The sequence below is a fragment of the Flavivirga aquimarina genome (assembly GCF_030540835.1).
In the GTDB taxonomy this organism is placed as follows: Bacteria; Bacteroidota; Bacteroidia; order Flavobacteriales; family Flavobacteriaceae; genus Flavivirga; species Flavivirga aquimarina.
Map to the genome: position 1 here is coordinate 1 of NZ_JAUOEK010000131.1, position 23,753 is coordinate 23,753.

At 34.0% G+C, this 23,753-nt stretch carries 15 protein-coding genes; 7 read left to right on the forward strand and 8 right to left on the reverse strand.

Annotated features, from left to right (window positions below; translation table 11 throughout):
- The 4 genes from Q4Q35_RS12965 to Q4Q35_RS12980 form a co-directional block, all read right to left on the reverse strand.
- The coding region (locus Q4Q35_RS12965) for a TRAP transporter substrate-binding protein (protein WP_303278416.1) at window positions 1-768 on the reverse strand (768 nt) is incomplete at its 3' end.
- Complete coding sequence (gene uxaC / locus Q4Q35_RS12970; protein ID WP_303278417.1) at window positions 768-2,186, reverse strand: glucuronate isomerase; 1,419 nt, start codon at window positions 2,184-2,186, stop codon at window positions 768-770. The genes uxaC and Q4Q35_RS12965, both read right to left, overlap by 1 nt.
- A 2-nt stretch (window positions 2,187-2,188) precedes the next feature.
- Window positions 2,189-3,364, reverse strand: coding sequence for a mannonate dehydratase (gene uxuA / locus Q4Q35_RS12975; protein ID WP_303278418.1), 1,176 nt, complete (start codon window positions 3,362-3,364; stop codon window positions 2,189-2,191).
- A 26-nt stretch (window positions 3,365-3,390) separates the two neighbouring features.
- Window positions 3,391-4,206, reverse strand: a complete 816-nt coding sequence (locus Q4Q35_RS12980) for an SDR family NAD(P)-dependent oxidoreductase (RefSeq protein WP_303278419.1) — start codon at window positions 4,204-4,206, stop codon at window positions 3,391-3,393.
- A gap of 207 nt (window positions 4,207-4,413) precedes the next feature.
- On the opposite strand from Q4Q35_RS12980, the gene Q4Q35_RS12985 reads away from it, so the two are divergent.
- Window positions 4,414-5,466: a substrate-binding domain-containing protein gene (locus Q4Q35_RS12985; protein ID WP_303278420.1), complete on the forward strand. Its 1,053-nt coding sequence runs from the start codon at window positions 4,414-4,416 to the stop codon at window positions 5,464-5,466.
- A gap of 97 nt (window positions 5,467-5,563) precedes the next feature.
- Here Q4Q35_RS12985 and Q4Q35_RS12990 read toward each other — a convergent pair whose 3' ends face one another.
- From Q4Q35_RS12990 to Q4Q35_RS13005, 4 genes are read right to left on the reverse strand one after another with little or no spacing between them, the layout of a single operon-like run.
- Entirely contained in the window at window positions 5,564-7,402 is a 1,839-nt protein-coding gene (locus Q4Q35_RS12990) for a family 78 glycoside hydrolase catalytic domain (protein ID WP_303278421.1), read from the reverse strand.
- A 42-nt stretch (window positions 7,403-7,444) separates the two neighbouring features.
- On the reverse strand, window positions 7,445-8,629 hold the full coding sequence (locus Q4Q35_RS12995) for a Gfo/Idh/MocA family protein (RefSeq protein WP_303278422.1): 1,185 nt from the start codon (window positions 8,627-8,629) through the stop codon (window positions 7,445-7,447).
- Between the two features lie 49 nt (window positions 8,630-8,678).
- Complete coding sequence (locus Q4Q35_RS13000; RefSeq protein WP_303278423.1) at window positions 8,679-10,028, reverse strand: Gfo/Idh/MocA family oxidoreductase; 1,350 nt, start codon at window positions 10,026-10,028, stop codon at window positions 8,679-8,681.
- A gap of 6 nt (window positions 10,029-10,034) precedes the next feature.
- Window positions 10,035-11,381, reverse strand: coding sequence for a 3-keto-disaccharide hydrolase (locus Q4Q35_RS13005; RefSeq protein WP_437439748.1), 1,347 nt, complete (start codon window positions 11,379-11,381; stop codon window positions 10,035-10,037).
- Window positions 11,382-11,747: 366 nt separating this feature from the next.
- Here Q4Q35_RS13005 and Q4Q35_RS13010 point away from each other — a divergent pair, with 366 nt between their 5' ends.
- From Q4Q35_RS13010 to Q4Q35_RS13035, 6 genes are all read left to right on the forward strand, one after another.
- Window positions 11,748-14,684, forward strand: a complete 2,937-nt coding sequence (locus Q4Q35_RS13010) for a SusC/RagA family TonB-linked outer membrane protein (RefSeq protein WP_303278425.1) — start codon at window positions 11,748-11,750, stop codon at window positions 14,682-14,684.
- A 34-nt stretch (window positions 14,685-14,718) separates the two neighbouring features.
- Complete coding sequence (locus Q4Q35_RS13015; RefSeq protein WP_303278426.1) at window positions 14,719-16,350, forward strand: RagB/SusD family nutrient uptake outer membrane protein; 1,632 nt, start codon at window positions 14,719-14,721, stop codon at window positions 16,348-16,350.
- A 221-nt stretch (window positions 16,351-16,571) separates the two neighbouring features.
- Complete coding sequence (locus Q4Q35_RS13020) at window positions 16,572-18,629, forward strand: glycosyl hydrolase 115 family protein (RefSeq protein ID WP_303278427.1); 2,058 nt, start codon at window positions 16,572-16,574, stop codon at window positions 18,627-18,629.
- An 11-nt stretch (window positions 18,630-18,640) separates the two neighbouring features.
- Entirely contained in the window at window positions 18,641-20,983 is a 2,343-nt protein-coding gene (locus Q4Q35_RS13025) for a GH92 family glycosyl hydrolase (RefSeq protein ID WP_303278428.1), read from the forward strand.
- A 9-nt stretch (window positions 20,984-20,992) separates the two neighbouring features.
- Window positions 20,993-22,294 carry an alpha-L-fucosidase gene (locus tag Q4Q35_RS13030; protein ID WP_303278429.1) on the forward strand — a complete coding sequence of 434 codons (1,302 nt, stop codon included), beginning with the start codon at window positions 20,993-20,995 and terminating at the stop codon, window positions 22,292-22,294.
- 44 nt (window positions 22,295-22,338) lie between these two features.
- Window positions 22,339-23,751, forward strand: coding sequence for an alpha-L-fucosidase (locus tag Q4Q35_RS13035; RefSeq protein WP_303278430.1), 1,413 nt, complete (start codon window positions 22,339-22,341; stop codon window positions 23,749-23,751).
- Window positions 23,752-23,753 lie beyond the last annotated feature (2 nt).

The window sequence follows — 23,753 nt, forward strand, 5'->3', positions numbered from 1 at the left end:
TTCTACCCACTGGCGTTCTTGCTCTGATAGTTTTTCCCAGTATTTGGTACTGATCAGTAAGACATCGGGAACGGCTGAGTGTTCGTCTATTGTATAATACTTGCTTACTTCGTAATGGTTTGAGGAGACAAACGAGGGCGGATTGTTCTCGGCTCCGTCCACTACGCCTTGTTGGATTGCGGTGTATAGTTCTCCATAGGCCATGGGGGTGGCAGAGCCTCCCATCGCATTGACCATGTTGATCGCCATTTGGTTGTTCATCACTCTTATCTTCAGTCCTTTTAGGTCGTCGGGGGTACGGATTGCTTTGGAACTGGTATAAAAACTTCTACTCCCTGCATCGTAATAACAGAGTCCCCGCAACCAAAATTTACTCCCTTTTTCTAATATCGACTTCCCTACTGGGCCTTCTAGTACGTCAAATTGATGCTCCTTGTTTTTAAATAGGTAGGGGATTCCCAGTACATGGTATTCGGGTACAAAATTAGAGAGGGTTGCGGCACTTACTTTGGTTATCGCTACACTTCCTATTTGTAACAGTTCCAATACTTCGCGCTCGGAGCCCAGCTGACCGTCTGGAAATACTTTTATTTTCAATGTGTTTCCTGACTTTTTTGCTAATACTTCTTGGAACTTTAAAATCCCTTTGTGTACTGGGTGCGTCTGGGGCAAGGTATGGGCCAGATATAGCACCTTCTCGCCGGATTCTTCTTTACAGGATAACAGTGTCAATACTATTAATAGTAATGTTATGGGTTTGTTGTACATTAAGATGGCGTGTTGAATTTAAAATAATTAACTGCGTTATTATAACAAATATCTTGAATCATATTTCCAAGGAAATTAACATCGTTTGGCACTAAGCCTTTATTTATATCTTCTGCAATTAAATCGCATAAAATACGTCTAAAATATTCATGTCTTGGGAACGATAAAAAGCTACGACTATCTGTTAACATTCCAACAAATCTACTTAGCAGCCCCATGTTAGAAAGGGCATTCATTTGTTTTTCCATACCATCTTTTTGATCTAAAAACCACCATCCGGAACCCCACTGCATTTTCCCGGGAATCTCACTGGTGTTATAGTTACCCATCATAGTGGCAAATACTTCGTTTTGTGACGGGTTTAAATTGTAACTAATTGTTTTAGCAAGTATGTTTTCATGATCTAATCTGCCAAAAAACTTAGACATTGCTTTAGCATGTGTTAAGTCTCCCATAGAATCGCAACCGGAATCGGCCCCTATTTCATCTAACAAACGCAAATTATTATTTCTAATGGCTCCTAAATGAAATTGCTGTACCCAATTTTTCTCATGGTACATTTTACTTAAATGGTATTGAATACAAGCTCCATAAGTATTAGCTTCAGAATCTGAAAGGCTTACTCCAGATATTCGTTTCTTTAAAACGATATCGGCTTCTTTATCTGTAAAATCGTAAGCATAAACTTGTTCTAATCCGAAATCTGATAAACGACATCCATTCTCATTAAAAAAGTCAACTCTACTCGCAATAGCTTTTAAAAGATCTGTTAAATTTTCAATGGAAAAACCGACACAGGCTTCTAACTTTTTTAAATAATCTTTGAATGAGTTCTTGTTGATTAAGAATAATTCATCTGGTCTAAATGTAGGATATACTTTTGTGAAAAAATTCTGTTTCGAAATATGCTGATGATATTCAAGACTATCTGTAGGGTCATCTGTAGTACAAATCACCTCAACATTCATTTGTTCCAACAATTGTGCAGGTGTTTTATCTGCTAAAATAGCATTAGCCTTCTCGTAAATATGAGACGCTGTATTAGCTTGTAGAATGTCGTCTATATCAAAATAACGTTTCAATTCTAAATGTGTCCAATGAAACAGTGGATTTCTTAATGTATAAGGTACTGTTTCTGCCCATTTTATAAACTTGTCTTTTAAAGAAGCTTCGCCTGTAATAAAAGTTTCGTCTATACCATTAGCCCTCATAGCTCGCCATTTATAGTGGTCACCATGCAACCACGCCTTCGTTATATTTTCTATTGGCTTGTTTTCGGCAATTTGCTTTGGTGATAAATGGTTATGATAATCTATAATAGGCATATCTTTAGCAAACTCATGATAGAGTGTTACTGCTACTTCAGAGTTTAGTAAAAAATTATCTGTAATAAAATTTTTTGACGCTATTTGAGCCATACCTATAAACTTTTAGAAATACCAAGTTCTAATCCTCTTAATTCTGCTAAACCACGCAGTCTTCCTATTCCAGAATATCCCGGGTTTGTTTTTTTATGCAAATCATCAAGCATTTGATGTCCGTGATCCGGTCTCATAGGAATAAGGGCATCTCCCCTTCCTTCTTCTGCTCTTCTTTTTTGCTCTATTAATACTTCTTTTACAATACTATACATATCTACATCGCCTTCTAAATGATTTGCTTCGTAGAAATTTCCTTTGGCATCTCTTTTTGTACTTCTCAAATGTAAAAAGTGAACTCTATCTGCAAAACGTTTAAATATTTGCACTAAATTATTATCGGCACGTACCCCTAAGGAACCAGTACAATAGGTTATACCGTTAGCTCTATCGGGAACTTGTTCAAATAAATAAGCATAATCTGTTTCTGTACTTACAACCCTTGGTAAACCCAATATAGGATATGGAGGATCGTCTGGATGGATACACATAAGTACATTATTTTGAGCCGCCACAGGAATAATCTCCTTTAAGAAAGCTACTAAATTTTCTCGCAATGTATCTGCATCTATAGCACTATACGTATTCAGTACCTCTTGAAACTGTTCTAAGGTGTATCCTTCTTCTGCACCAGGTAAACCTGCTATAATATTATTAATGAGTTGTGTTTTGTCTGTTTCCGAAAGACTTTCAATATAAGCCTTAGCCTCTATTTTTTGCTCTTCGGAATAACTATCTTCTGCCCCTGGTCTTTTTAATAAATACAATTCAAATGCTGCAAAAGCAATGACATCAAAGCGTAAAGCTCTAGATCCATCTTCCACTTTGTAGTCTAACGATGTTCTTGTCCAGTCTAATACAGGCATAAAGTTATAGCAAACAATATGAACACCACAAGCAGCTAAATTTTCAATACTTTTTTTATAATTTTCAATATAAACTTGAAAGTCACCTGATCGTGTTTTAATAGCCTCATGTACAGGAATACTTTCTACAACGCTCCATGTTAAACCTGCTTCTTCAATGATTGTTTTACGTTCTTTTATAGCATCTATTTCCCATATTTGTCCATTAGGAATTTGATGTAATGCAGAAACAATTCCTGTAGCTCCTGCTTGTTTTATATCTGATAATTGTACGGGGTCATTTGGTCCGTACCAACGCCATGTTTGTTCCATTATTCTCTTTCTTTTATCAATTACAATTATACGCCACTAAAAGCGCTAAATCCACCATCTATTGGCACTACAACACCTGTTACAAATTTTGAGGCTTCACAGCATAAATAATGAATGGTTCCATTTAATTCTTCGGCTTCTCCAAATCGTTTCATCGGTGTGTTTTTTATAATGGTATCACCGCGATCTGTATAGGCTCCGGTTTCTTTATTAATTAACAAATCTCTGTTTTGATTGCCTATAAAAAATCCTGGTGCTATAGCATTTACACGTAAGCCTTCACCAAATTTTAATGCTAATTCTACCGATAACCATTTTGTAAAATTGTCAATCGCAGCTTTAGAAGCCGAATACCCTACAACTCTGGTGATAGCACTTTGAGCTGTCATAGAAGAAATATTTATTATTATACCCTTTTTATGCTTTGCCATTTCTTTTCCAAAAACTAAAGCTGGTAAAATACTTCCAAACAAGTTTAAATCGACTACTTTTTTAAAATGATCAATATTAACATCAAAAATCGTTTGATCTACACCAATAGTAGCTCCCGGCATATTACCTCCTGCAGCATTTATAAGTACATCTATTTTATGATGTTTTTCAATGATTTTATCAGATACTTCTTTTAAGCTTGTTTCTTCTAAAGCATTACATACATAGCCAGAAACAGTATCGCTTATCTTTTTTAAGTTAGCAATAGCTGCATCAACAATGTCTTGCTTATAATCTAAAATAACAACTGTTGCGTCATTAGCTAATAAATAGCCTGCCATTTGACCACCTAAAACACCGCCTCCACCTGTTATGAGTACTACTTTATTTTCAATATCAAATAAATTCATTTTTTATAATTTTTAAATATTTATGACCTGTTTCTCTACACTATTGAAATTATTCCTTATTAAATATTGAACTTATAATTAGGATTTATTGTTAACTTCGTGTGCGTACACGCAAATGTAAAAATAAAAATTTATTATTTCGTTATATTTACAAAATTTTGTGTGCGTACACGGTAACTTTTTAAACAATATGAATAAGTCCTATAAATGATTACTATAAATGATATTGCAAAAGAGGCTGGTGTTTCTATAGGAACAATTGATAGAGTCATTCATAACAGAGGCGGTGTTTCTAAAAAGACAGAAGCCAAAGTAAATGCCATTATAAAAAAACATGATTTCAAGATTAATGTTATTGCTAGTTCTCTAGCGTCGAACAAAAAATTTGAGATAGCTACATTGATACCAGAGTTCGACTCTAAAAACACATTTTGGAAATCACCTATGATGGGTATTTCTAAGGCTAAAGAAGATATTGAAAAGTTTGGTGTAAAAGTAAATAGCTATACATTTAATCAGTTTGAAGTGTCTTCTTATGTAAGCCAGTTTAAAAAAATAATAGCTTCGAAACCTGATGCTGTAATATTTACACCATTATTTGGAACGGAAACGCAATTACTTGCTGAAGCATTAGACAATAAAAAGATCCCCTATATCTTTTTAAATGTAAACCTTGACGGGTTCGACAACATGTCTTTTATAGGTCAAGACTCATATATGAGTGGTGTCTTAGCAGGAAAATTAATGCATCTTTCTATAAATGATGATGCTTCTATAGCCATTATGCAAACAAGAATTAATGTTGATAATAATCATGCTATTTATAATAGAATAAGTGGCTTTGATGACTATTTTACAGATAATAATATTTCAATAAATCGTACTAAGGTGACTATTTTTAATCTAGATGATACTGACGAATTAAAAGAAAAGTTGCATGATATGTTTAACGCTAATCCAACAATTAAAGGAATTTTTGTACCTAGTAGTAGGGTGTTTAGTTTTGCAAATTGTATTGATAATTCAAAAATAAAAGACCTGGCCTTAATTGGTTTTGATGGTACGGAACAAAATATTAAATGCTTAGAAGATGGAAGAGTCTCTTTTTTAATTTCTCAAAAGCCCTTTAAGGAAGGTTATGAATCCATTAAATTAATGGTTGATTACCTTATTGAGAAAAAACGACCTGTTTCTAAAATATATTCTCCTATCGAAATTCTTACTAAAGAAAATGTAAAATTTAGTATGGAACTAAAATAACATGAATTTTGGATAAGAAAACTTCTTGACTGTTCACTGAAGGTAGCCGAAGTGCTAAATTCTTAAACAAAATTCACGTTAAAACAATATTTCTTCTTTAATATTTTAGTTTGATAATATTCGTGCCACTTTTAAGAGCTAAACTTGTTTTACGCTTCTTTATTTTCTTATTGTTAAGCACGACTTTAGAAGCTCCATCTGGCAAAACAAATTCTGCTTCCATATTATCTGGTAGTTCTATTTTATAGATAGCGTCTTTCTTTTCATCTATTTTATATTCGGCGTATATAGCACCGTTAAGGGTTGGAACTTTTATTTTAGAAAAGGTTAAATCACCAAGTTGTGGTTTTATTTCTGCAACTTTAAAACCAGGTGTTTTAGGCTTAATGCCCCACATGTAACGTGTAACAATATTTAATGGTGCTGTACCCCAAGCATGGTTCCAATCAGAATTTGGTTTGTATTTCATATCCCAGGCTTCCATAGCCATAGTCGAACCTACTTTTATCATATTCCACCAATTACGGTCTCCTATAGTATCGGTTATTAATTGTGATGCGTATAGGGCTTCATTGTTTTTATATAAGCCTTCCAATAAATATTGTGAGCCATAAACGCTACATGCCATTCCTCTGGATTTAATAAACTTTGTAACTGTTTTTAGATGCTCTTTAGGAACCAAATCAAAAGCCAAAGGAAGCATGTTTCCATGCAATGATGAATGACTAGATCCTACTCCATCTATATATATACCTTTTGATTTATCAAGAAATTTTTCGTTGATAGCTTTCTTAGTATTAGCTGCTTTATTTTGAAAAAATACAACATCTTCTTTATAGTTAAGAAACCCTGCGATTTCTGCCATTAACTTTAAATTGTGATAATAAAAAGCGTTAACGACTGTGTTTGTGGCAACTATCTCATAACCATCACGTTCGCCTTCTGGAGTAGCTACTTTCCAACCCGTGTCTTTCCGTGCTCCAGGCCAATCAATAATATCTCTAATTCTAGTACCTGTCTTTTTAAAACCTAGCCTTTTTACTAAATCTTTATTTAAATTGGGAGATTTTGAACTTATTAAACCATCGGCACCCTCTAATTCCATAAGTGTTTTTAACTTCAAGTTTTCGTAATGCCTTTTTAGCGGTTCTAAATCGCCAGTATACATATAGTCTACATAAAACATTAATACTGTATGTAATAACCATTCTGTTGGCCAAGTGGGATTTTCTATAAAATACTCATTGGTTCTTCTGGCCATAGTATACTCATTATCTACACTATAATGACTCAGTTGATTAATATAAGCATCAGCCTCATAGGGAATACGTTCTCTATCTCCATCTACATAATAACCGGTAAAACTAGTAGCTTTTATGGTATGCTTACATAAATCTAAAATAGAATCTAATACCGCATTTGAAGATGAAAAGGAACTCGCATCATCATTAAACTTGTAATGAACTGCTTTTTGCCAAATTTCAATAGCTTCAATAGGGATTTTTAGATTTTCAATTTCGCAATATCTAAAAGGTATAATCGTTCCTACATTCTCTGGTAGCAATATAGCAGCACCCGTAGTATTTCTTTTATCTGGAACAAGGCTTACAGTAGTTAATTCACCTTCACTTAAAGTTTCTAAAACAGCATTGCTGTACCTAATGGTCCCACCTGGATTTCTATCTATCTTATTGGGATTTTCTAATTTCTCTCCTAAATGAAAACTAATAGGCTCACTTTGCGATTTTTTGGATTTTATCTGTACAGTCCCAAAAAAAGCTCTTCCAAAATCTATTAGATAATGACCTTCACTTATTTTAATAACCTCATGGGGTTTCATCAAAGAGGTTTTTAATGATACTTGTTCAATATTATTTTGAGCATGTATTAATGCACTATATACTATTAAAATCGCTAAACACAGATACTTTTTCATAAAGATTCTTTTATTATTTACATTTTATTTATTATACTCTCATTACAATACTGGTTTGGCAACAACCTTATTATTGTACATAGCGTCAAGTCCCATTTGAATACAAATAGCAGCATTAGCACCTGTTGTAACATCAGAAATTGGCTTTTTATTATATATGATATTGTCTTTAAAATCTATTAAAGCTTGTTTGCTGGGTTCTTTATGCTCGAATTCAATAGGAATACCTGAATTTTTATCCCATTTAGTCGTTGCTCCAGAAACACCATCTACAATCCCTAGTTCTTTTTTACCCTTTCCTTCAGGGAAAAACCACGCTTTTGCATAATCTAATAGAATGGTACCTTTATCTCCCATAACTTTTATTTTATAATCATCTTTAGCGTTGCTTGTTAAGCAGGTAAATGTTGCTTTAACACCACTAGGGTAATTATAAATAAGATGAATATTATCGTAAGTTTCTCTTCCATCTTTCCAGTAATCTACACCACCAGTACCCATAGCTTGGTATGGTGTTTCACCTAATACCCAATTAGCAAAATCTATTTGATGGGAACAAAGCTCGGCAAGTAACCCTCCTGAATATTCGTGGTACATGCGCCAATTTATAATACGCTCTAATTCAGGTTCGGGAACTGGCCGCCTCCAATTTCCATGTCGGTTCCATTGACACTCAAAAGCAGCTATTTTTCCTATTTTCCCGTCTTTGATTAAATCAACTACATGAGAATATAATCGTGAACTATGATATTGATGTCCGGCTTGAAATGTGGTCTTAGATTCGTTTACTTTTTTTACTAAATTCCGAATACCATCATAACCTTTTGCCATTGTTTTTTCACAATATACATGTTTACCGGCATCTAAAGCATCTATAGCTATTTTAGAATGTGTATTAAATGGTGTTGTTACTAATATTGCATCTATATCTTTATTATCCAATAATTTACGATAGTCTGCATACCCCTTAGCTTTTCCATCTACAGTATTCACCCCTTTTTCTAATCTAAAAGGCAAAATATCGGCACAAGCAATAACATTAAAATTTTTAATCTTGTTAATATTAGAAATAAGACCTCGCCCCCTATCTCCTGTTCCTATTACACCTATATTTAAAACATCATTGGCTCCTTTATAACCAAATGCACTTTCCATAGCAAATGCTGAAGTTGTTAAAATGGCAGATGATGCTAAGGATCCTTTAACTATAAACGCTCTTCTTTTCATATATTTATTCTGTAAGATTTGAAGCTACTAAGATACTGATTATCTTTATCTATACTGGTTTAATTTCCCAACCGGGTTCGTATGTTCTTGACCATAATTTCATGGCTTCTCTATTAAAAATACGCCCTGTTTTTTCATCAACATCAAAAGAGTCATCAATACGAGAAGCAATATTTGCATAATGTGTTAATAACTGGCTTGTTGCTCCTTGATCAATAGGTGATGTTAATTCAGCTTTTCCTCTAATGGCATCAAAAAAGTTTAAAGTGTGGAATGTTGAAAGTTTACCACCACCGCCAAGTGAATTTCCTGATTCAATTCCAGACACGATGTTTTCTTTAATGAGTTCACCTTTTATATCATATAGTTTATATCCATCACGGTCTATAAAAACAGAGCCATTAGAACCATAAATAATAGTACCTCTACCTGCTCCATATTTATCATAACCATTTCTACTTCGTCCATCCCATTGTATAGTTCTATTTCCTGCAAATTTAAATGTAGCTTCCATAGTATCGTACATCTCCCAGCCATCATCTTTATAATGGTATTTGCCTGATTTTACTTCTACGTGTTCAGGGTGTTTCACATCTAAGGCCCACCGAGCTATATCTAATTCGTGAGTAGCATTATTTCCCATTTCGGCAGTACCATAATCCCAGCCATACCAATGCCAATTATAATCCCAAGTATTATGAGTATAATCCCTTCTAGGAGCTGGTCCTTGGAAAAGTTCCCAATCTAAACCTTCAGGCGGATTTGCTTTTTCTTGATTTGGCACACGCCCTCTTTTACTTGTGTAAAAAGCAATGGCATTGTACACATCTCCAATAACACCATTATGAATTTCTTTTATGATTTCTTGAGATTGCAATGACGAACGTTGTTGATTCCCCATCTGCACTACCTTATTGTATTTTTTTTGATATGCGACTAACAATTCGCCTTCTTCTGGATTATGACTACAAGGCTTTTCTAAATACACATGTTTTCCAGCTTGCATCGCCATACAAGCTCCTGGTGCGTGCCAATGATCGGGAGTTGCCATAAAAATAGCATCTACTTTTTTATCATTAATTATTTTTCTGATATCATTTTCTAAAATAGGTTTATTAGATAATACTTTTGAAACGGCTTTTCCTGCTTTATCTCTCTGGCTTTTCATAACATCGCATAAATAAAGTAATTCTACATTACTTTTTTTAGCTGCAATAGCTCCCAGATAAGCATTGTATCTTCTTCCTAAACCTTGAATGGCTACATGCAATCTATCGTTCGCACCTATTATTTTCGAATAACTTTTAGCCGACATCGCGTTAACACTATTAGAACCTAATGTTACGCCTACAGCTCCTATAGCTGCTTTTTTAATGAAATCTCTTCTATTTGAACTCATAGTAATTTATTCTTTAGTATTATTAATAGGACGAATTTTTACATTTTTAAACGATATAAGATCTCCATGGTCTTGTAATAAAATTTGACCTTCATCCAATTCGCCAAAATTTGGCCATTTTTCATATTTACTTTCTGATACTAGTTTTCTATAATCATCACTCTTTCTTTCGTATTCTAAAACTTTAGTACCATTTAGCCAATGCTCTACATGATTATCTTTAGATATTATGTAAGCTGTATTCCATTCACCAACAGGGTTTATTGGTTTATTTACATCAGCCTGAATTAAATCGTATAAAGAACTTACTGTTCTGCTTCCTTCGTGGTTTCCTAGTTTAGCATCAGGATGTAAATCGTCATCTAAAATTTGATATTCTAAGCCAATCGACGATCCCGCACCTTTATTTATATTGGTATCTACATAATATTTTATACCACTATTACCACCCGGAGTTACTTTAAAATCAACTTTTAATTCAAAGTCACTATATAATTCTTTTGTAACAATATCACCACCGGCAGTAGATTCACCTCCTCCAGAAGCTAACACTGTTAATTCTCCGTTTTCAATTTTCCAGCCACTTTCCGGAAATTCTTCTAGTTTAGCACCGCGCCAACCATTGGTTGTTTTACCGTCCCATAATAATTTCCAGCCTTTTTTCTTTTCGTCAATTGTTAATTGATTTTTCGTTATAATTGGCTTAATAGTCGACTTTTTTGAATACAATGATACGCTATCTGTAATTATTTTTATATTCTTCCAAACAATTTCTGTGCCATCTTGTTTATCTTCTTTAATACTATGCACTTGTAAACAAATAAATCCACTTGCTGTTTTTTCATCAATTAAATGCGTTGCCGGAATACCATTTACCCATGTTTTTATTGTATCTCCTATTGCTTCTATACGATAATGGTTCCATTCGTTTTGTTTAAATGCCTTTTGGGCTTCTGGATTATCTGCTAACGGGTTTAACCAACCACGTCTAGATTCATCATAAATACCACCACTCCAAGCTCGGTCTGATGGGTCTATCTCTACTTGATATCCATGTACGCGACCATCTCTATAATGAGGAAAGCTATTACTACGTATTTGAATACCTGAGTTCATTGTAGGATCTACCTTATACTCTAATTCTAAAATAAAATCATCATACATTTTATCTGTAGTTAAAAAAGAGTTCGGTGTATTGTGAACTGTCGTTCCAACAATAGCATTATCTCTCACAGTATATTTTGCTTCTCCCCCTTTTTGGTGCCATCCGTTAAGGGTTTTGCCATCAAATAAATTTACCCAAGGAATATCTTCTTTAGTGTTTTTCGCACAGTTTAAAATTAAAAATGCCATAAATAGCATTAATATACTTCTGTAATAGTTTGTTGATATTTTCATTTTAAGTTTAAATTTTTATAATCCACTAAATTACTTTTTTACGCAAGTTTCTTAATGGACAAATCAATCCAAGCCATGGACAAATCGGGTTAATAAGTTTTTAAATTTATAAAAAATTGTTTTAAAACAAACAGATTAACAAAATCTTTTGTTTTCAACCGTATCCCTTTTGTTTAAACAAAAAACAAAAACTATACCCAAGGTACTCACATATTGATTTTTGCAATTAATTAATATGTCCATATATCAGAATAATATGTCCATTTATTAACAAGTCTTTAACATTAAATTGCAGAACTATTTTAACTAAACAATTATAAAATGGAAAAACTTAAACTCTTATTTATTGCCTTATTAATAGGCTTAACAAGTACTTCATGGGCACAAACACAGGTGTCTGGTGTAGTAACTGATGGACAAAATATTCCTATTCCAGGAGTAAATGTCATAATTAAAGGCAGCTCTACTGGTGCTGCTACAGACTTTGATGGTCATTATAGTATTAATGCCAATAGTGGAGATATTCTTGTATTCTCTTACCTTGGTTTTCAAACATTGGAAGCTACTTATACAGGGCAATCGTCATTAGATGTTCAATTGCAAGAAGATACTTCTCAACTTGAAGAAGTAGTTGTAATTGGTTATGGAGGCGTAAAATCAAAAGATTTAACAGGTTCTGTTAAAGTGATTGGCCCCAAAGATTTTAACAAAGGTATTTCGAATTCACCAGGCCAATTACTGCAAGGTAAAATGGCTGGTGTTAATGTAACTACAGGTTCTGGAGAACCAGGAAGCGCTGTAGACATCAATATTCGTGGAGTTAATTCAATAGGTAGTTCTAGTAACCCCCTCTTTGTGGTTGATGGTGTTCCTTTGGATGGAGGGTCATCTAATGATAATGGTCTTACAGGTGTTGGAGGAACTTCAAGATCTAAAAGTCCTTTAAACTTTTTAAATCCACAGGATATAGAGAGTATTACCGTTTTAAAAGATGCTTCTGCTACAGCAATTTATGGTACAAGAGGATCTAATGGAGTTGTGCTTATACAAACCAAAAAAGGAAAAGTAGGCAAAACAAGAGTTACCTTCGGTGCATCAACTGGTTTTTCTACAGTAGCTAGAGATGTAGATGTGTTAAGTGCTAGCGAATATCGCGAACAAACGGCTCGTTTGGCTCCTGTAATAGGTAGAGATCCTAGTGACTATATTGATCCAGCAAATGCTAATACCGACTGGCAAGATGAGATTTATCAAACAGCCCAAACAAACAATTACAATTTAGGGATTTCTGGCGGAGCAGGTACAACGACATATAATGTATCATTGGGTTATCTAGATCAAGAAGGTTTAGTGAGAACTACGGGACATGAAAAAGTAACTGGAAGATTTAGTATAAGTACTTCATTATTCGATGACCGTTTAAAATTCCAGACTAACTTAACAGTGGCTGATCTTACAGACGAAAGTCAGGCTTTAGGGAATTTAATTACTGGATCACTTAGAGCTAATCCAACAGGTGCCGTTTATGATGCTAATGGAGTAGTAACTACATTGGCGGGCGCTACGGACAACCCTGTGGCTCTTTTTGACTTATATCGTGATAGAGCTGAAAGCAAAAAAGTTTTAGCTAACTTTACTACTACGTATACTATTATTGAAGGCTTAGATTACAAACTTAACTTGGCTTACGAAAATTCAGATACAGATCGTATAATACGGATATTCAATAATGCTAATGATGGAGGCTCCTATGATACCGATCAGATTGTTCAGAATACAAATGAAGATTCAAACGTATTAATAGAGAATTTTCTAACATACAGAAAGAGTTATAAGAAGTGGAATTTTGATGTGCTTGCAGGGCATTCCTATCAGACTTTCAATAATGAAAGTTTAAGATTTGAAGGGGAGGATTTTTCTACGACTGAAATAGATCCTATTTATAATTTAGGGATAGTAGAAGGAACTACTACAATAGAATCAGGTGATTCTGAAAGAAAATTACAATCGTTCTTTGGAAGGATTAATGCTAATTTCTTAGATAAATATCTGGTAACAGCATCGTTTAGGGCAGATGGATCTTCTGTTTTTGGTGAGAACAATAAATATGGTTATTTCCCTGCAGTAGGATTAGGATGGAAAATAAATGAGGAAGAGTTTCTTGCAAATTCAGATGTGTTTTCTAATTTAAAATTAAGATTAGGTTGGGGGCAAACAGGTAATCAGGCAGTACCAGTAAGGGTTACGCAAGCTTCCTTTGAGACTAGCGTTAATAATAGCTTTACATTTAATGGTACAACGGTTATTAATGGTGTGACTTCAACACGAACACCTAACCCAGACTTAAAATGGGAGGTTACAGAACAGTACAATATTGGGATGGATTGGGCTATATTAAATGGTAAAGTTAGCGGTACATTTGACTATTTTAATAAAAGCACCACCGATCTCTTCTTGCTAGTTTCTGCCCCTGTTCCTTCCTTGACTAGTAATATTTATGTGAACTCTGATGCAGAAATTATTAATAAAGGGTTTGAGTTTGCGTTAAATGTAAATGCTATAAGAACAGATGATTTTTCACTTGATTTTTCTGGTAACATATCATTTTTGGATAATAATATTACGGGACTTGCTACAGATGTGTTTGTTGGAGAGATTTCTGGTCCTGGGACATCCGGGGAGACGAGTAGCATTTTTACGAATGGGGAATCTGCGGGATCGTTTTATTTACCTAGATTTCAAGGATATGATAGCGATGGCGTAGAAATACTATCAGCAGATTCTGAAATAGTAGGAGATGCACTACCTACTACTATTTATGGATTTAATATTAATGCATCATACAAAAGCTTTGATTTAGCATTGAATTTTAATGGTGTAGGTGGAGTAGATATTTTTAATAATACGGCAAGAGCCTATTCAAGTGCTGCTTCTTTGGGACAAAACGGGAATAATATTTTTAGCGAATATCTTGATGTTGACGAAAGCCCACTTGCCGCACCTGTTTCTTCATCTAGATTTATTGAAGACGGTTCATTCTTTAGATTGAACAATGCCACGTTGGCCTGGAATGTTAAAAACAATAGTTTTCTGGATAATTTAAGAGTATATCTTACAGGACAAAATCTTTTTGTAATAACAGACTATTCAGGATATGATCCCGAAGTTAATACAGGCGGTGGTAATGTATATGGTGTAGATTTTGGTGCTTATCCTCGTCCTAGAACCATCATTTTAGGCGTTGACCTTTCTTTCTAATTTAAAAAAATAAAATATAATATAATATAAGATTATGAAAAAACAATCTATTATTTTTAGCATCATATTGGCTGTCTTCTTTGGATTTCAGTCATGTGACATCGATGAGAAAATTATTGACGAAGCCCGTGGAGAAGATTTATTAATTAATGCTGACCCGTTAGACCTTTTAGCTCCAGCTTATAATAATATGAGAAGGGTTTATGGACACCGATGGTTTTTCGCCCTACAAACTTTTTCAGCAGATGAAGGTATGTTACCAACTAGAGGAACCGATTGGTTTGACGGAGGTGTTTTTCAGGAACTGCATAAACACGAGTATACTCCTGAGAATCGTTATACCACGGAAACATGGGGTCATATTACAACCGGGATGGCTTTTGCTTTTCAAGCAATTTCTTATTTAGAGGAAGGTACACAAGAGCATGCAGAGGCTGTAGGTCTATTGTCACATTATATGTGGGTTTGCTTAGATGCTTATGGCCAAGTACCATATCGCGGTATTACCGAAATTAATTTTAGTACAGACCCTCAAATCCTTACAGGAACTGAGGCGGTAAACACCATCATTGCCAACTTGGAATCTGTTATGTCGAACCTTCCTACTGGAAAAAATACGGTACGTTTTAATCAAGATGCTGCAAAATCGCTTATGGCAAGGGTGTATTTGAACAAAGCAGTTTATGAAGATCGTTATGCTTCGAACTTCTCTTTCTCTGCTGAAGACATGCAAAAGGTCATTGATCTTACCACAGAAGTAATTAGTAGTGGTACACACACTTTGGAAACCGATGATTATTTTAGCATGTTCGATCCTGACAATGAAAACCATCCTGAGATTATATGGTCAGCAAAGAATGAATTAACGTCTATACGTATTGGTGGTAGAAGTGTTACGAGAAATACTACTAATGGGTTATCTAGAGGTCTTATTTATTTTGCAAACGATGGCACTACTAATTTAACGGGTTCTGATGCTGGATGTACATTACCTGGGTTTTTAGATACATGGGACGCAGTTAATGACCCTAGGTACTATAAGGAAAACTATCCTAATGAAGCAGGTACTATACAATTTTCTGATTATAAAATGAACAGAGGCTTTCTTGAAGGGCAGTTATATGGTATTAACAACGATGCTGGAACGCCTATTTTTAATGGTGACGGCACCATTGATATTGTTGCGGTACAGCTTTGGAATAAAGATGAAACTTTTGCCAATCATACACGAGAAGTGAGTTTGATTGCAGAAAACCAATCTGTAGGAGTACGAGTTTCCAAATGGAGTATAGATGATATAGGTACAAATAGAGATGACACTGGTGTTGACATAGTGATATTTAGGTTAGCCGATTTATATTTAATGCGGGCAGAAGCTAAATTAAGATTAGGATCGGGTGATGCCTTAGCCGATGTAAATGCCGTTAGGGTTGCACGTGGTGGTGATAGTTTTGCAATAGGTAGTGCTGCTCTGGAAGATGTGTACAATGAACGAGGTTTCGAATTCTATTGGGAGTACCATAGAAGAACAGACCAAATTCGATTTGGCACTTGGGAAGACACTTGGACAGATAAAACGGACACAGATACGAATATGAGAATATTCCCAATACCTTCTGGGCCTATAGCAGAAACACCTGGTCTAGAACAAAATCCAGGATTTTGATTAATAGCAAATAAAGTATAGTTTTTGAGTTAGTTTTTAGTTTAATTTATAGGCAGGTAAATATTTTGCCTGCCTATATCTTTTTACTTCAATAATGTTAGTTTAATCAAAACAGCCAGCCTCAATACATTTTATCAGAATTTATTTTAACTCATAAATTCTTTATAAACCAATAGAGATAAACCATAGTTCTAATAACGTCTGTGTTCAATAAATATAATATGATAAAAATCTTAAATAGAAAATGTAATTATTTACACGTCTTAATCTTAAGTGTTTTTATATTCTCTGCATGTTCAAACAATAATGTTATAAATTATTATTTAATCATTGGAGAGTCTGCAACTAACACTGAGTTAAGTACTATTAACGATTTAAAAAACGATTTATCTAAAGTTGTTGATGAAACTATTTATATTATTTCCGAAACTGACAAACTCCCTGAAAATGGGATCTTTTTTGTTGTAGGAACTCCAGAAACAAACAAATTCATTAAAGAACTAGCGGTACAGAAAAAAATAAACCTTTCGAGTGAAATACCTGGTTCTAGAGGTGGCATTTGGTCTAAAACAACACTATCAAATGAAAAAGAAGCAATTGTAATTGGAGGTTCAGATGTTCAAGGGTTTCAATATGCTGTTTACGATTATTCTCAAAAAGTTTTAGGCATAGATCCTTTAGAATATTGGACAGGAAAAACACCAATAAAAATATCAAATACAGACATCTATAATTTTGAAGATAAAACTATAGCACCACCTAAAGTGCCAATTCTGTGCTATTTTGAAAATGATGTGGACGAATTGGCAAATTACAGAGGAAAGTTATTAGAATACGACTGGGAAAGTTATACTGAAATGATTAACTCTCTAGTGCGCCTACGTTATAATGCCATTCAATTTTTTGATATGCTGGGGCGCCCAGAATTTTTTATGCGCCCGGAATATAAAACGCTTGCACCAAATTACCAATTAGATATTGATTATTTAGAAAAGATGATTGATTATGCCCAAGAAAAAGGCATGAAAGTTCAAATAGATTTTGCTTTAGGGTACCAAATTAAATCCTTTTCTGAGGAAAAGGCCGCTTGTTGGAAGTTATATAAAGATGATTGGATTGCGGCTTGGAAATATTATTTAGAAGAAACACCATTAGCAAAAACCGATATATTTATATTAAGATCAAGAAATCAAGTTTGGGACTGGGAATACAAAAGTAGCTGTGGAGAAGACAAAATAGAAGTATTCAACGAAGTTTACAAAGTATTTAGTGATCTAGTAGACCAATACAAGCCCAATGCACAAAAAGTACTTATCTGTTATTCCGACGGCATGGAAATGTTTAATGAAGGGTTTGATCCTCCAAAAGATTGGATTGTAGCCTGGTCTGATCATGGTTTTGGAGATTTTAAATTTTTGCCAAAAAGTACCAAAGGGCATGATTTTGGAACTTATATGCATGCTGGATTTTGGTTAAACCATACAGTTCATAATCCATATCCAGAAAAAGTAGAAACAGTAATGAAACACATGTTTCAAAACTATGATGCAGATAAATATTGCATGATTAATGGGCAAAATTTCAGACCATTTTTATTAAACCTTGAAGCCTATAGCGCAGTTTGTAATAACCCAGATGAATTTACAGGTGACCGTTTTTATAAATCATGGACAGAACGTTATTTCGATAAAAAAACAGCCAAACATGCTGTTACTTCTATGAAACTTTTACATGAAGCACAAGAAAACAGAAAAGGCTATGTAGAGCATTTATGGGAAATACGTGAAGCAATATCATATCTGTCCAATGCACCAATAAGACGGCCCGGAAAAACACCTATCCCCTACGATTATAAAAGAGTTGAAAACGACTTAGAGTCAACTGCACGTTGTAAATATTATGTACAAAAAGCATTAAAAGAAGCAGAAATAGGGTTAGAAAATGATCCTTTAAAAGACACCTTTTATCATTCGTACATCTACCTTCCTACACTATTATATTCAAATTTAATCTCTTTTGAAAGCACATTGCATAATATGGCAATCTTAAAAAGAAAGTTTGAAACCAGTAATGATTCTAAATTTTTAGAAGAAATAAAAAAATTAATACCAGAGGCTAGAAAAGAACTTGAAACTATTTTTAAGCATAGAGCTTCTGGCGATTTGGATAAAAAGTGGAATAACTGGTATTCTATTAAAATTCGCAGACAAAATAATGGCTTCCCAACAATGAAAATGTTAGAAGATATTGAAACTAATATAAATAATTTGACACTTTAAACAGAAAATAAATGAAATCAAGCCAAATTCTTAAAAGTGGCATTTTTATAATAAGCTTTACACTTATTCTCCTGGTATCCTGTAAAAAGGAACAAGAAATAATATTACCTACCGTAAAAGATCAATTAGTAGATAAGGTCTACCCCTTACTCGATACCGAAAATTCAAGATGGTTTTTCTTTTCTTCTGCCAGCCGTCCGTTTGGCATGGTAAACTTAAGCCCAGATACAGAGATTGATGGTGCTTGGGGCAGTGGTTATCGTTATAAAACAGATACAATAAAAGGGTTTAGCCATATTCATGCATGGCAAATGTCTGGTATTTCAATAATGCCGGTAACAATTTCTGAAACTAATAAAAAAAGCATTTACAAAGATTTTTATTCAAAATTCAGTCATAAAACAGAAAAAATAACACCAGGGTATCATTATGTTGAACTCGACAGATATCAAATAACTTCAGAGCTAACAAGTACAAAACGAGTTGGTTTCCATCAATATGCCTTTCCAAAAAATGAGCAAGCATCTATATTGTTTAACCTTAATACCATGTTGGGTCCCTGTAAAAACAGTGATGGAACCTTAGAAAAAAATAGCGATAAAGAACTTTCGGGTAAAGTTGTTATGGAACCTACTCACAGGCGTCCAAAACCGTTAACAGTATTCTTCAAAATAAAACTAAATACAGCAATTACAGCTATACAACAAGATGAAAATACGGGGAATTATTTAGTTACCTTGAATGAGCCAAAAGAAAAGGTCCTTGTAAAAGTTGGCATTTCATATACATCTGTAGAGAATGCTAACAATAATATTAATGTAGAATTACCACATTGGAATTTTGATGATGCTGTATCTCAATCTAAAACAGAATGGAATGATTTATTAGGTAGAATTGAAGTAGAAGGCGGTACGAAAACCGATCAAAGAAGATTTTATACAGATTTATGGCATGCACTACAAGGACGAAGAATTATAAGCGATACCAATGGAGCATACCCAGATAACACAGGAGACCAATTTAGAATAGGTCAATTACCTCTTAACGAAAATGGGAAACCTAAATTCAATCATTATAATTCCGATTCATTTTGGGGCGCACAATGGACTATCAACACACTTTGGGGCTTAGTTTATCCAGAAATCATGGAAGAATTTGTGCATTCTTTAATGCAATATTATAAAGATGGCGGTATAATTCCTAGAGGGCCATCAGGAGGGAATTACACCTATGTTATGACAGGCGCATCCTCTACCCCATTTATTGTGAGTGCCATTCAAAAAGGTATTATAAAAGATGATTTAGAAGGCATTTATCAAGCTTTAAAGAAAAATCATATGCCAAATGGCATTATGGCAAAAGCAGGGTATGAACATACTACAGATTTAGGGGGTGGTTTAAAATATTATATAAAAAATGGTTTTGTACCATATCCCATTCCGGAAGGGAATTTTGGCGGACATCAAGATGGAGCAAGCCTCACGATGGAATATGCTTACCAAGATTGGACCTTAGCACAATTAGCAAAAAAATTGGAACTTGAAGATGATTATAACTATTTTTTAAACAGGTCTAAAAACTATAAAAATGTATTTGATACAAGCGTAAATTGGATGCGACCTAAGAATGTAGACGGTATATGGAACACCCATTTTGACCCTTATCAAGTAGAACATGGTTTTATAGAATCTAATGGTGCGCAATCTACTTGGTTTGTACCACACGATTTAAATGGGTTGGCAACGCTAATTGGAGGAAATGAAAAAGCAATTGAAAAATTGAATGCGCAATTTAAAACTGCTGAAAAATTAAATTTTACAGCAGGCACATCACATGCCGTTGAAGGTCATCCAGAATATAGTAGAATACCAGTTAATTTTGGAAACCAACCATCTATTCAAACATCCTTTATTTTTAATAAACTGGGAAGACCAGACCTGACGCAGTATTGGTCACGAAATGTAGTTAAAAAGACATTTAGTGGGCTATCACCTGCCACAGGATATAGTGGTGACGAAGATCAAGGTTTAATGGGAAGCTTAAATGTTCTTATGAAAATAGGTTTGTTTCAAATGAATGGCGGCACAGAAGCTAACACAGAATACCAAATTGGGAGCCCTATATTTGATAAAATAATGATTAAATTAAACAAAAATTATTACCCTGGTGATGTGTTTGAAATTCAAACAATAAATAATAGCCCGGAGAATGTATATGTAAATAGTATTATGTTTAATAACACAGATTTAAAAAATTATGCTATTAATCACAATGATTTAATTGGGGGCGGACGCCTTCAACTTAACATGAATGCCAATAAGTACTCTAACCATCTTATAACTTCGAAAAAATAAAGGTAGCATATGAAATCTATATATCTATTTGTAGTATTAGGTTTTACTTATTTTTATTCGTTCGGACAGCTTAAAAATAATCCAAAACTCATTGAAAATTATATGGATATGGGTTTTGGAATATTTGTGCATTGGAGCATCGATTCTCAATTAGGTAGTGTTATAAGTCATTCCATGGTTGGCGCATCAGAAGCGTATTTAGATAAATACATAAATGAGCTTCCTAAAACATTTTTCCCAAATAAGTTCGACCCAGACGAATGGGCGCGATTATTTAAATTGACAGGGGCCGAATATGTTGTTTTTACAACCAAGCACCATAATGGTTTTTGTATGTGGGATACAAAAACAACCGAATTCAATATTATGAATACGCCTTATGGAAAAGATATTACAAAGATGCTTTTTAAAGCCTTACGTAATCAGGGATTAAAAGTAGGTGTATATTTTTCACCTGAAGATTTTTATTTTTTAAATCAACAAGGAACGCTTATCTCTAGAAAACGAGAGAAAAGTCAAATTACCGATAATGCTGAATTATTAGAATATGATAAAGCACAGGTTAAAGAGTTGGTTACAAATTATGGCCCTATAGATGTTATGTTTTTTGATGCTTTTAAGACAGGGCCTTTGGTTCAATATGTGCACTCAATTGATCCCAATATTATTGTTACCAGAGGTGAAATGAAAACACCTGAGCAGAAAATTCCAGATACGCCCATGTTAGGACCTTGGGAGACCTGCATGACTATGGGTACACAGTGGCAATACAAACCTACCAATGAAGATTATAAGGGTGGCGGGGAATTAATAGAAAAATTAATAGAAATTAGAGCAAAAGGAGGTAATTTCCTTATGAATGTAGGCCCAAAACCAAATGGTAAAATTCCTATTGAACAAGAAGAACGCCTACGCGAAATAGCACTTTGGATGTTTGTAAATAATGAAGGGATAAAGAATACTAGACCACTACCTACTATTATAAAAGATGGTGATATGTGGTTTACTAAAAATAAAGATGAAAATACCGCATATGTATTTATAACAGGTCAAAAAAATTGGGTTAAAGGATTCAGAAGAAATTTTCTTTTGAAGAATATAAAAGCAACATCTAGTACAGCTATTTCAGTGCTAGGTCAAAATGACTTAGTTGTAGAATATTGGCCCGAAAACACGCCTACATCTAGATTTATTCAGCATGAAGGATTATTAGAAATCTCTATAAGCCGGGCACAGCGTCTTTATAACAATAAAGCTTGGCCTAATCCTATTGTAGTTAAATTAACTAATGTAGAATTTATAAAGAAATAAGTAGACACATTTATTTAAACCCCTTAATAGAACATAACACTAGCATGAAAAATAATTCTAATATAATCATTTTTTGTTCACTAATTTTTTTGATGCTTTCTGGAAGTATAAGAGCGCAAACACCCGATAAAATGGACTGGTGGAAAGATGCCAAATTTGGCATGTTCATGCATTGGGGGTTATACTCAAAAACAGCAGGATATTGGAATGGTCATATAGCAAAAGGGAATGAACATTTTATGATTCATGAGAAAATCTCTTTAAAGGAATATGGCACAATTGCAGATGATTTTAACCCTGTTAATTACGATGCCGAAAAATGGGTACTTACAGCTAAAAATGCAGGAATGAAGTACATTATTATTACTTCAAAGCATCATGATGGATTCGCCATGTTCGATTCTCCTTCAAACGACTATAACATAAAAACGCGTACACCTTATGGCAAAGATCCTATGAAAGAATTGGTGGACGCTTGCCATAAACACGATATGAAATTTGGGTTTTATTATTCTCTAGGACGCGATTGGGAAGATCCAGATGTGGCAACCAATTGGCCACATAAAGGAGGAAGAAGTAATTTGGTTGATTACCCCGATGAAGACATAAAAGTATTCAGCAGATATTTTAAAAGAAAAGTAAAACCACAAATAAAAGAATTACTCACGCAATACGGAAAGATTGATGTTATTTGGTTTGATACCCCAGAATTAATAAGTCCAGAAGAAAGTAAAGAATTACGAGAACTTATATTAGGGATACAACCCCATTGTATTATTAATAGTCGTATTAAACATGGGTTTGGTGATTATAAAGTAACCGAGCAGAAAATTGTAGAAGGCTTAGAAGTTGAACCTTGGGAAGCCTGTATTACCATGGGAAAAAACTGGGGATATATTGAATATGACACCATTTATAAATCTTCAGAATTAATGACGCGTCAATTACTTGAAATAGTAAGTAAAGGTGGGAATTTATTACTAAATAATGGTCCTACGGCAAAAGGTGAAATCACAGATTTAGCGCAAGAACGATTGGCGCAAATGGGTATCTGGATAAAACAAAATTCAGAAGGCATCTATGGGTCTAAACCATGGAAAGTGCAAAACGAACGTCTTGCAGAAGTTCCAAAAAACACAAAAAAAATTAAAGATTCTGCGGAAGAAAACACCATGAAGGATAACTTACATGACGCTACTTCAAAAGTTATTTTTCCAGAAGTCCGCTTTACTTCAAAGGACGATAACATATATGCTTATGTTAGTAGCTTTTTAGAAAAACAGGTTGTAATAAAATCGTTTTCAAAAAACAATAACGCTATTGTAAAAGAGGTTCATTTGTTGGGAAGTGATAAAAAAGTAAAATGGACTCAAAATAATGAAGGTCTACAAATAGAGATGCCTAATTATAACAGTGGCGAAATACCAATATCTGGTTTTAAAATTATAACAAAATAAAA